The sequence below is a fragment of the Bacteroidia bacterium genome, assembly GCA_041391665.1.
In the GTDB taxonomy this organism is placed as follows: domain Bacteria; phylum Bacteroidota; class Bacteroidia; order J057; family J057; genus JAGQVA01.
Genome location: JAWKNO010000003.1, coordinates 1,785,116 through 1,797,926 on the forward strand (window position 1 = coordinate 1,785,116; position 12,811 = coordinate 1,797,926).

At 47.6% G+C, this 12,811-nt stretch carries 7 protein-coding genes; 6 read left to right on the forward strand and 1 reads right to left on the reverse strand.

Features of this window, described 5'->3' with window-relative positions:
• The first annotated feature begins 46 nt into the window (after positions 1-46).
• The 6 genes from R3D00_30045 to R3D00_30070 are packed head-to-tail and all read left to right on the forward strand — an operon-like array spanning position 47 to position 9,639.
• Positions 47-2,107, forward strand: coding sequence for a T9SS type A sorting domain-containing protein (locus R3D00_30045; GenBank protein ID MEZ4777456.1), 2,061 nt, complete (start codon positions 47-49; stop codon positions 2,105-2,107).
• Between the two features lie 44 nt (positions 2,108-2,151).
• Positions 2,152-5,193, forward strand: coding sequence for a TonB-dependent receptor (locus R3D00_30050; GenBank protein MEZ4777457.1), 3,042 nt, complete (start codon positions 2,152-2,154; stop codon positions 5,191-5,193).
• An 18-nt stretch (positions 5,194-5,211) separates the two neighbouring features.
• Positions 5,212-6,726, forward strand: coding sequence for a RagB/SusD family nutrient uptake outer membrane protein (locus R3D00_30055; GenBank protein MEZ4777458.1), 1,515 nt, complete (start codon positions 5,212-5,214; stop codon positions 6,724-6,726).
• Between the two features lie 24 nt (positions 6,727-6,750).
• Positions 6,751-7,587: a hypothetical protein gene (locus R3D00_30060; GenBank protein MEZ4777459.1), complete on the forward strand. Its 837-nt coding sequence runs from the start codon at positions 6,751-6,753 to the stop codon at positions 7,585-7,587.
• A 12-nt stretch (positions 7,588-7,599) separates the two neighbouring features.
• Entirely contained in the window at positions 7,600-8,436 is an 837-nt protein-coding gene (locus tag R3D00_30065; protein ID MEZ4777460.1) for a glycoside hydrolase family 16 protein, read from the forward strand.
• 30 nt (positions 8,437-8,466) lie between these two features.
• The gene (locus R3D00_30070) at positions 8,467-9,639 is read left to right on the forward strand and encodes a family 16 glycosylhydrolase (GenBank protein ID MEZ4777461.1); all 1,173 of its coding nucleotides are present in this window, start codon (positions 8,467-8,469) and stop codon (positions 9,637-9,639) included.
• 1 nt (position 9,640) lies between these two features.
• On the opposite strand, the gene R3D00_30075 is transcribed toward R3D00_30070, so the two are convergent.
• A complete protein-coding gene (locus tag R3D00_30075; protein ID MEZ4777462.1) occupies positions 9,641-12,673 on the reverse strand; it encodes a PKD domain-containing protein in 3,033 nt (1,010 codons plus the stop codon).
• Positions 12,674-12,811 lie beyond the last annotated feature (138 nt).

The following is a 12,811-nucleotide window of genomic DNA, read 5'->3' on the forward strand; positions in this document are numbered from 1 at the left end:
ATAAATTTGAATTAAACGAATCTAACTAATCAAAACCATTCACATTATGAAAAAGCGATTACTTCTATTTTCGCTGATGGCACTTTTTATTGCCAGCAGCAACCTGTTTGCACAGCAGGTAATGCTTGACTTCGAATCAGGTGCAACAAGTACAACTTTCCAGTATTTCGGTAGCGCTCTGGACGGCTCTCTGACCGGCGCAACAGCTAACCCCGATCCATCAGGGCTTAATACCAGTGCCAATGTGGTCAAGTTTAAAAAGCCCCAGGACGCACAGACATGGGCCGGTGCTTTCTCCAATCCTAACCCTACCGTATCTGTAGATGGTGTTACCTATGATCAGGTATGTGTAACCGTGTACATGGATTCTCTTTATCCCATGACACTCAAACTGGAGAACTCCGGAACGACTGCAAACTGGGAGCAAACACAGACCCCTTCAGGTACCGGCGCATGGGAAACCATTTGCTTTGACCTGAATATGGCTTCCGAAGCAGGCCCTAACCAGATCGCCGCAGGAAATGTTTTCCCTACAGTAACTGTTTTCTTCGGACTAGGCACAGCTGGAAACGGCGTAGATACCCTGGTATTCTATATGGATGATATGACGCTTACTACTACTGAGCAGACTTGTAACTCCATTTTTGACTTCGAAACTCCCGCTACCGGAACAACTTTCCAGTACTTCGGCAGTACCCTTGATGGCTCATTGACTTCAGTGGTTGCTAACCCCAACCCAACTGCAGGTAATGCCAGCGATACTGTGCTTCAGTATATCAAACCCGAAAACTCACAGACCTGGGCGGGTGCATTTTCCAATCCCGACCCGGCTACTCCTCTCAACTTTGCAAATGGTGGAGAAATCTGTGTAAAAGTGCACATGACCCATATCGGTAGTGTAACTATGAAGCTTGAAAACTCCCCAAATGGCGGTGCTAACTGGGCGCTTACTGTACCAAACACGGTTGTCGGAGACTGGGAAGAACTCTGTTTCAACACCAGCCTGGCTTCTGTTGAAGCTCCTTTTAGCGCAGCTTCCGGTTTTACTTACGCCAGAATTACTTTCTTTGTAGATCTGGGTTCTAATTCGCCTACGGCTGATACGACTTACCTCGACGATTTCTGTCTGAAAACTTCTTCGCTGCCAACCTCTGCTGATGTAACATTCACCGTGGACATGAACAACGTAACTGGTTTTACCCAGCCTTATGTCAGCGGTACTTTCAACGCATGGTCTGGCGATGCAAACCCACTGAGTGATCCCGATAACGATGGCGTATGGTCAACAACCCTCACCATTCCTACAGGTACGATCGAGTACAAATTTACCTATGACAACTGGGCCGGTCAGGAAGAATTCAACGGCACAGAAAAAGCTGGATGTACAGTAAGAGATCCATCCGGACAATTTGTCAACCGCGGTGCAGTGATTTCAGGAAACATGGAAATGGATACCGTATGTTTCAACAGCTGTTATGCATGTGGAGAAGCTGCGATGATCACCATCAATCTTGGTCTGGGAACAGCTAATGCTGACTCAGGAGGTGTTTATCTCGTAGGTGGTGCTGAGTTTGGTGCTCCGGGTGGCCGTTTCAGAATGAATGACAACGACAATGACGGTGTTTACTCTATTACCTTCGAGCGTAACAAAGGTTTCTCAGGTTACTACTCATTTGCTAATGGCAACTGTCCTGACTTCAGCTGTAAAGAAGATATTTCAGGCCAAAGCTGTGCCCGTCCTGAAAACTTCAATGACCGTTGGCTCAATCCAGTAACTCAGGATACAACGATGAACACCTGCTTTGCTGTTTGTTCTGATAACACAGCATGTACAACTGGTCTGAAAGACTACGATTTTGCCGAAGATCTTTTCACAGCAGCTCCTTCATTGGTTGATCACTCTACCAAACTCACTTTCACAGAAAGCCTGCGTCAGGATCGTATGGTCAAAGTCATCAATACATCAGGACAAGTATTATTCAACCTGAATATCCGTGGTACAGAAAGCACCTACGACCTCGATATGAGTGCGTTGGCCAGTGGCATGTACTTCATCCATGTTCAGATTGGTACTAAGTACGCTTACAAAAAAGTGGTAAGACAATAGTTTCTTCCTCTTTGCTGATATACTAATTGCTACAAAAAATTTTGATGAAACAGTTCAGTCTTTTTCTCCTGTTCGGACTGATGATTGGTAATGTTCTGCTCGCGCAGGACATTACCATCACCGGACAGGTGACCTCGGGTGAGGATGGCGCAGGCATTGCCGGTGCCACCGTCCGGGTAAAAAATACCGCCATAGGAGCCCTGACAGACGATAATGGCAACTACCGCATAAATGTTCCGGAAAAAGGTGTAACCCTCATCTTTTCCTATGTGACACTTGCTTCGCAGGAAGTGATTGTTGGCGAAAGTACAGTTATTGATGTCGAATTGGGAATCAATGTCGCCTTGATGGATGAAGTAGTGGTGATCGGATATGGTACCCAAAAACGAAGTACGATCTCGGGTTCTGTATCTACGATCAATGCCGGAGAACTCACAGAGCTTCCCAACCTGCGAATTGAGCAGGCCCTTCAGGGTCGTGCAGCGGGTATCCAGGTGTCTCAAAACTCCGGATCTCCGGGCAGCGCACTTTCCGTACGAATCAGAGGTACTGGAACCATTGGCGACAGTGAACCATTGTACGTAGTGGATGGCATACCCGTAAGTGGTCTGGACTTCCTCAACGTCAACGACGTGGAATCTGTCAGTGTACTCAAAGACGCCGCATCTGCCGCCATTTATGGTGCGCGTGCAGCCAACGGCGTTGTACTGATCACCACCCGCCAGGGAAAACGCAACCAGAAATCGGTCATCTCTTATGACGGATATTATGGTACGCAAAGTACCTGGAAAAAACTCAATCTCCTCAATGCCCGTGAATATGCTATCCTTTCGAATGAGGCATATATAGCTGCCGGAAGAATTCCGCTGCCTCAGTTTTCAAATCCTGATGCACTGGGAGAAGGCACAAACTGGCAGGATGAATTGTTTACCAATGCGCCCATTCAAAGCCACCAGGTGTCTGTCACCGGCGGCAACGACCGCAATACATTTGCACTGAGTGGCAACTATTTCAGCCAGGAAGGAATCGTCGGTGGAGATAAATCGGCATTTGATCGTTTTACCCTCCGGCTGAACAATACTTTTCAGGCTACTGACAAACTGAAAATCGGCAGCAACCTCAACCTGATCGCACTTCAGCGCAGTGCGATGCCTGAAAACAACGAGTTTTCCACCCCGCTGGTGCGCGCACTGAATATGGATCCCATCACACCGGTAAGACTGGATGACGGTACATTCGCGGCTTCGCTCTACTCCGATACAGATATCCGGAACCCGCTCAATCAGATCGCACTTGCCAGCGACAATTTTATCACCAACCGGATCGTAGGATCGCTGTTTGCTGAGTATCAGTTTATAGAAGGACTAACCTTCCGCTCTGCCTTTAATCTCGATGCTACCTATGCCAAACGCAAGCTCTTTTCGCCCTCTTACCAGTTGTACACAACCACCGGCCAGGCGGCAGCAAATGAGCAAAACCTGCTTTCCTCTGTTTTGGTAGAAAATCCCCGCTGGCGTACCTGGCTGTGGGAAAATACCCTTACCTATACAAAAACGATAGCTGAAAAAAATAATTTCACCTTTCTGGGTGGTTATTCAAGGCAGGAAGGCATTACCGAAGGGCTCGGCGGTGTAAAGTCTGACCTTCCGGGTAATGACCCCGATGCTGCCTATATCGCCAACGCCCGCGACCGGGAAAGTGAAGGCGCTTATGACTGGATCACAGAGGAAGCCTGGGTTTCTTATATCGCTCGTGTCAACTACGATTACGACAACCGCTACCTCCTTTCCGTGACAGCCCGCCGCGATGGTTCATCCAAATTTGGAGAAAACAACCGGTTCGGATTTTTCCCTTCGGTATCTTTGGGATGGGTAATTTCAAATGAATCATTCTTCAAAATCGCTGCCATCAACTTCATGAAAGTAAGGGCAAGCTGGGGGCAAAACGGAAACGACCGTATCGGTGCATACCAGTTTACTTCTGTGGTGAATACCGGGCAGAACTACACTTTTGGTTCCACAGAAACCATTACCAACGGCAGCGCGCCTGTTACAGCAAGTAACCCTAACCTGCGCTGGGAAACCGTTATTCAGAGTGATATCGGTATTGATATGGGATTGTTTAACGACAAACTCACCATCACCACCGACGTATTTCTCAAACAGACCAAAGATATGCTCGTAACGATTCCGATTCTGGATCATATCGGAGCCGAGCCTTCTGCACAAAATGCAGGTACAATTGAAAACCGCGGGATCGAATTTGCAGCCGAATACAACGAAAAAGTCGGCGAAGTGCGTTTCAGCCTTGGAGGAAATATCGCTTTTATCCGCAACTCTGTTACCAGCCTGGGCAATGGCGGACAACCCGTTACGACAGGTTTCCTCCAGTCAGCCAATGGTTTCATATCCCGCACAGAAGTAGGGAATCCTGTAGCTTCTTTCTACGGTTACGTAACCGATGGCATTTTCCAGACACAGGAAGAAGTAGCGCAGCATGCTGCACAGGAAGGCGCTCAGCCGGGTGATATTCGTTTCAAAGACCTCAACAACGACAATATCATCAACCAGGAAGACCAGACGTTTATTGGAAATCCTTCTCCCGACTTCACTTATGGTATCACAGGAAGTGTGTCATACAAAGGATTGGATCTGAATTTCTTCCTTCAGGGTACACATGGCAACGATATCTATCAGGGATATACCCGTTACGATTTCACCTATATCAACGTACCAAACTGGAGGCTCAACCGCTGGACAGGTCCTGGCACAAGCAATGACGAACCACGGGTGATCCTGAGCGATCCCAACCAAAACGCGCGGATTTCCGACCGGTTTGTAGAAGATGGTTCCTATATGCGCCTGAAGAATGTTCAGTTGGGCTATACTTTCCCACAAGCGCTGACAGAGAAAATCAATGTTAGCAAACTGCGTTTGTACGTATCAGGCAACAACCTGTTTACATTCACAGGATATCGCGGCCTGGATCCGGAAATCGGTACACGTGGCAGCCTGGAGATCGGTATCGACCGGGGTTTTTACCCACAGGCGAGATCAGTGCTGGGCGGTATAAATGTAAGTTTCTAACCATTAACCATTACTGACATGCAAATTTCATATAAAATTACCCTGCTGTTATTGGCGATGGTACTGGTTGCCACAGGCTGTGAGAAAGAATTTCTCCAGCGCAACCCCAAAGTGGGTGTTACGGAAGCCAACTTTTACAAAAATGCTGACGATGCCGTTTCGGCAGTCAATGCAGCCTATTCGGCCCTTCAGTATGAAATCACTCCTTCCGGGCACTTCCGCTGGTTTTGGGGAGATATCGTCTCCGACGATGCGACCAAAGGCGGGTCCGGAGACAATGACGTGGCTTCACTCGGACGCCTCGAAAACTTCGACGGAAGGCCGACCAATGAGCTGCTGGAAAGCGAGTGGAATGCCGATTACAAAGGCATTTACTTTGCCAACCTGGTAACCAAAAATGTTCCGGGAATTGAAATGGATCCATTTCTTAAGGCTCAGGTAATCGGCGAAGCAAAGTTTATCCGCGCATGGTTTTATTACAACCTGGCGATGTTGTTTGGCGACGTACCGCTTGTAACAGATGTGGTAGGACCTGACGATGTACGCCCGAGAACCCCTGTAGGAGAAGTATGGGCACAGGTAGAAACCGACTTAAAGGAAGCGATTCCCTCCCTTCCGCTCCGCAGTGAATTGAGCGATGATGAGATCGGCCGTATCACCCGCGGGGCTGCACAGGCGCTGCTGGTAAAAGTATATGCTTTCCAGTCAAAATGGGCAGAAGCAGAACCCTTAGCCGATGCGATCATTCAGTCACAGGAGTATTTTCTGGTAAGCGATTACAACAATATTTTTACCATCGCAGGTGAAAACGGACCTGAATCGATCTTCGAAATTCAGTATATGAACCGCTCTAACGGCGACTGGGGAAGGTTTGAAGAAGGTACGCTGACGAATGTATTCCAGCGAGCCCGCGGTGATTTTGGCGGATATGGATTTAACATCCCTACCCAATCATTTGTGGATGAATTTTTCAAAGAAGGATTTGAAGATCCCCGTCTTTCAGCTACGGTTTTCCGCGAAGGTGAGCCCATGGGCGACAGAGGTATTTTCACCAAAGATGCTACCGGTGGTTTCCCTTATGATTATTATGCGAAAAAATATTTTATCAATAAAAATCAGGAAGCGCCTACCGGAGACCCGAATGTCAATGGTCAGTCCAACGACCGCGTAATTCGCTATGCAGATATTCTTTTGTTGCATGCAGAAGCCGCTTACCACAACGGAAATGAAGGCGCAGCCAAACTTTCACTCAATGAAGTTCGTGCCCGTGCCCGCGGCAATACCAACCTGTTGCCAGATGTAACCGCTTCCGGACAGGCATTGCTGGATGCTATCTTACACGAACGCCGTGTCGAACTCGGATTGGAAGGACACCGGTTTTTTGATGTGATTCGCCAGGGAAAAACCTATGCCGAATCTGTAATGAAACCTTTGCACCCGACATTTAACTACGATGTGCACAAGTTGTTCCCCATTCCTCAATCACAGATTCAGCTGTCAGATGGGGTGATCACACAGAATACAGGGTATTGATTTTCTACTCGTAAAACAGAAAACATGAAACTTTCAGTTTATATAGTCTTAATCGGAATCGCTGTTTCTGCGATTTCCTGCGCGCCATTTGTGGCAGAGGACATCGATATCGGCCCATTGCCGGGTGCGCCTGATTTTTCAGCACAGGTACTGGCAAGCGATCCTAACAAAGTGGTGATCGAAGATATTTCCGGCAGCTTCTTTTCTCGTGTCTGGGATATCCCCGGAGGAGCGCCTGGTCGTTCGACGGCAATTTTAGATACAATCACCTATACAAAGGCAGGAACCTACACCATCACCCTTTACGCAGCCAGTGAAACAGGAGGCGGAACCTCTTCTGTTTCCAAAACCGTCACGATTGACAAAGATCTCGTCATTGCCTGCGATAGTCTGGTTTCCCTCCTCACCGGAGAATGCCAGGGAGTAGGAAGAAAATGGAAATTTTCTACAGCTGCCGGCGCAGTAGGTGTCGGACCGAATCCCTATTCTACCGAATGGTACAGTTCTCCGCCTAATGGGCTTCAACCGGAGCAATACGATGATGTCTATACATTCTATTTTGATGGTAACAGATTCGAATATGACAACAATGGCTTATCCGTGGATCCTTGTCAGGGATATCAGGCACTGCCATTCAACATCCCGGCCAATATGCAATGGTCACTCACTCCGGGTGCTGGCTTAAGCGGTGAAACGAGAATCACCCTGCCTGATGAAATTTTTATGGGGGTGCTTGATTCAGGGCCGTTTTATGATATTATCAGCGTCACTGAAACAGAGCTGATCCTTCACAGTCCTATCAGACCTTGTTCTCCAGGTACTGTGGGATGGTTTACCCTCCGTTTTGTCAAAGCGGACTAACCCACAAAACATATGGTTAAGGTTCGTATTATTTTGATGTTGGTTTTGGTTTGGGGGTGCAACAATCGCCCCCAAACCACTCCATCTTCTCCGGAAATGCTACTCGTATGGGCAGATGAATTTGCTTACACAGGCGCACCGGATCCGGCGAAGTGGGGATATAGTCTCGGAAATGGTTGTCCTGATCTTTGCGGATGGGGAAACAATGAACAGCAGTATTATACCGACCGAATTGAAAATGTCTGGGTTGAAGATGGGTTTCTGAATATAGAAGCCAGAAAAGAGCCATTGGAAGGAAGTGAATTCACCTCCGCCAAGATTATAAGCAAGGCTAAAGGTGATTTTCTCTACGGAAGATTTGAGATGCGCGCAAAACTACCCGAAGGAAAAGGTACGTGGGCCGCAATATGGATGATGCCATCTGAATCCAAATATGGAACCTGGCCTTCCAGTGGAGAAATCGATATCATGGAGTTTGTGGGATATATACCTGATTCGATTTTTCAAACGGTTCATACTGGTGCCTATAACGGAATGCTGGGTACACAGCGTGGCGGAAGTATCCATAAGCAAGAAACAGAATCGGGATTCCACACGTTTACCTTCAACTGGACACCCGAAAAAATGGAGTTCTTTACTGACGAAAAGCTTTGTTTTACCTTTCTTAAAGACAGCGACAATACAGACCAATGGCCTTTTGATCAGCCATTTCACTGGATACTGAATGTTGCCGTAGGAGGCAACTGGGGTGGGGCAATGGGCGTAGACCCTTCCATCTGGCCTCAAAGGATGCTCGTGGATTACGTACGTGTATATCAACAAGCGGCACCCGACTTACATGGAATATGATCAATTAGTTTCAAACCAAACCACAAACTGATGAAAACTCTCTCCTCACTATTGCACATAATACCCGTTACTTTTTTGCTGCTTACCGGTTGTAAAGAAGATCCTGCGCCGGTGGTTCTTCCCAATGCTGCCATCAATGATGTATCCCGCCTGGAAGGAGACGAAAACTCTGTGTTTAGTTTTCGCATTGTCCTGGCTGGAGAAAATACGCAGGGGGTAACCGTCAATTACCAGACCTCGGCAGAAACAGCTACTCCCGGAGAAGACTACACAGAATCCTCAGGTACCGTGACCCTCGCAGCAGGTGAAACTGAAAAATCTTTTGATATTCCGATTCACGGTGATATAAAAAATGAGTCAGACGAAACTTTTATTGTGACTCTGTCCAATATTTCCGGCGCAAAACTCCTCGATGCTGAAGGGAAAGGCACCATTCGCAATGACGATGAAGGCAAACTATCTATACCCGAAACAGGATACTCTTCCGCCACCTCCTACCCGGGCATGACCCTGGTTTGGCAGGATGAATTTACCGGTACAGACGTGGACCCTGCAAACTGGACCTTTGAGACCGGCGCAGGCGGGTGGGGGAATAATGAATTGCAGTATTATCAGCCGGAAAATACATCTGTCGTTGATGGAAACCTGGTCATCACGGCAAAAAAAGAGTCAGTAAGCGGAAGCCAGTACACCTCATCAAGACTGATTACGGCGGGTAAGCAGGAATTTAAGTTTGGCAGAATAGACATACGCGCTACCCTGCCCGAAGGACAGGGAATCTGGCCCGCCCTTTGGATGCTTGGTGCCAACTTTTTTACCAGCGGCTGGCCTGCCTGTGGTGAAATTGATATCATGGAGCTGGTAGGGCATACGCCCGGGCAAGTTCATGGTACCGTACATTTTGGTGCAGACGTTGCTTCTCACCAGTACACAGGCAGTTCTAAAATACTTCCCGGTGGAGCTAAATTTTCCCAGGAGTACCATGTATTTTCACTTGTATGGGAAGAAAATCTCATCAAATGGCTGGTCGATGATGTTCAGTATTTTCAGATTAGCAGCAACGCAGTCAACCCATGGCCTTTTAATGAAAAATTCTTTTTCATCTTCAACATCGCTGTAGGTGGACAATGGCCAGGTAGCCCTGACAATACAACGGTGTTTCCGCAATATATGATTGTGGATTATATAAGGGTGTTTCAATAAACTACCGCAACATAATCCGTCGGGATTCTCTTGCCTCTCCGGATGAGAAAACCAACAAATACAGTCCTCTGGCTATGCCAGGGGACATTTTTATTTCATACCTGCCCGATCCACTCAGCCTGCCGAGTGATTTTTCCATAACCAGTCTGCCCTGTGGATCAAAAATCCGGACGATGTAATCACCCGCAACTGCCGACTCTACCCATAAGGTCATGTCGCCGTATGTAGGGTTTGGAAATACATCCCAACTAACCACAGAAAGTGATTTTTCAATCCCTACGGTATTGATGGTAACCTCCGATATCATCGTGTCACTGCCACAAAGATTGCTGACAATCTGCGTAACGGTATAAGTCCCATTGACGGCATACTCGTGCACGGGCTCTCTGAAGGTAGAGGTTTTCCCATCACCAAAATCCCACAACCACGAACTACTGCCGGCTGAGGTATCCTGAAAGCCTACGGCACCACCGGTAATGTTAAAGAAAAATCCCGCCGCAGGCAGTGTATCGGTATATACCAGTGTAAAGGTATCGGTAAATGCTATACATCCCTGACTGTCTGTCACCGTCGCCGAATACCCTCCGGGAAGCAGATTTTGCGGATCTTCAATCGTATCGCCATGGCTCCATAAGAAAACAAACGGAGGAGTACCACCAAACACTAACAGGTCAATCGATCCATTGGCCAGATCGATACAGGAAGCATCTGTCAGCCCTGATTTTATGGCAAATAAGGAGTCTGGCTGGTTAATGGTAAAATTTTCAGTCAGCGTACACCCCAAGGCATCGGTTAGTACTACCGAATAGGTTCCTGCACCAAATCCAATGGCCAGGCTGTCAGTTTGGCCATCAGACCACGAAAATCCATATCCACCGGTACCGCCACCAGCCGAAACAGCAATCTTCCCGTCATTTTCTCCATAACAGGAAACATCGGTAGTTTCTCCTGAAAGGGTAAGGATGGGATTTTCTGTCAGCGTAACGGGCCCCGCAGACCGCGTACACCCTTTGTCATCGACGACAGTAAGCGAATACGTACCGGCTGGCACGCCCGTAAGATCTTCGGTGGACGCCCCATTGTTCCACGAATACGTAAAAGGCTGAGCACCTCCGTTTACCAAAACATCAATCTCGCCGGTAGAATCTCCCCCACACAAAATATTTGTAGTTAATATCGGGATAACCGTTAAGGATTTGGCCATGGATATACGGATTGTATCACGGGCAACCATTCCCAGGGTATCCGTGACAGTAACGGTAATGGTGCTGTCTGAGAAGTCGAATCCAGCAGTATTATAAAGGTGAATGACAGGCGCAGTAGATCCTGTGGACCATTGGTAACTGTACCCGGCATTACCCGCTACGAGTGAATCCCCATCACAAAAAAAGCGGTCAGGTCCAAGGTTCACATTGGGCACGGCTGCGATTGTAAAATCATCAAAAGCAAACCCATCGTCGGTCTGAAATCCATCAGAGCCGAAGGCAAACCGAAGCCGAACGGAGGGCTGCCCGATAAGTGCCGAAGGCAATTTGTGTTGTGCTCTCACCCAACCACCGGAACTATTCGCTGTGCTGGCACGGCCGGTCCAGCCAAGCAACTGGCCTCCGGGGTTTCCGTTGATCGAGTTGTCATTATACCAATGGTCAGGGTCGCCATAATTGCCAATGGCTGTCCAGGTTTTGCCACCGTCGGTGGAAGACTGAAGCACCGCGCCATCCCAGCTAAACTCACTTTCCCACCAGATTTTCATGGCTAAATGGTATTTGCTGTTGGCATTGCTCAAGTCAAAACATGGGCTGCTGACAAACGAGTTTTCGTTCACATTGTAGTTTCCCGATGCATTGGTGATCCAGGCATACATGCCGGAAGCTGCATGGTCGATGGTATCATTGGCAGGAATACCACGCTCCCAACTGGAGTTTGCCCCACCCGCAGCCCAGCCGCCTGTACCCGCTTCAAAGTTTTGGAAATAAGGGAATGATGTGACGTTCAGTAAATTGTTGACAGCAAAATCGATGGTGTCATTGTGAATATTTCCATCGCCGGTGAGGTTGACGCTGATCTCGATGAGATGATTTCCCGGCGCGGTCAGGTTAGCTAATGCGGAGAACGTATAAGTGGTTGTATCTCCCGGCAATAATGTGCCGGGTATGGTTTCCGGCGTTACCGGGCTTCCGCCATCTACGGTAAAGGTGGCTTTGATCGAGTTTGCATTTAGCTGGCCGATATTCGTCACCCGAAAGGACACCGCTTCCATTCCCAACCCACACCCTTCATCAACCGGCGACAATACTTCCACGGGCAGAAGGTCAAATGGCGGTATTACAAATGGCGTAAAGGAATAGTAACTATTGTCAGAATTAACAGATCCTCCGGCAGTCATTGCTGTGCTGGCTGTACCGTACTGAATCGCAAAAGAACTGTTGGACTGAACGCCTACTGTAGCTGTAACCGCAGTCGTATTGGGACTGCCATACATATCGACGATATATATTTTATTGGTGGTTTCTTCCAGAACAGCGGCTACATAAGTAAAATCAGCTGTACCCCATTCGAAGGAAGACCATCTTACCCAAAATTGCCGGTTGGGAAAAGTACCAAACGTTTTGGTATAGACCTGGTCATTGCTACCTGTCGGAGGGTTTATGGTAAACTGATCCCAGAAACATGCGATCGTTTTGCCGGGAAGCGCACTTGTAGGAAGAAACTGATTATTGTTGGGCAATAAAGAGGCACCAGGCTCGAATGTAAGCAGACCGTTGGCACTGACTTTTACTGTAGTTACTGCAGTTCCGTAATAATTAAATGCAAATGGTATGGTTACATTATTTGACCATTGATTGACGGAAAGAAGGCCATTGAGAATGCTGGTCCAACCTACAGTTTCAAAATCAGACTCATTGTTGAGTCCCCCCGGATTTCCTGCATTCGAATGATACAGGGGCGTATAGGAAATCTGCGCATGCAGGGGTAGTACGAGTGCCATGCTCAGAAACAGAAACCAGCAAAAACTCCGTAATCCTGCATTCATGTTTGAGTGGTAATTTTTTTTCATAGATGTACCCCAAAACTACATAAAGTGCGAGGGGAAATAAAACGAATCTTTCACCTACTCTTTCATAAAAACCCATAAAAAAAAAGGGAAAGACCAATGGATCTTTCCCCAATA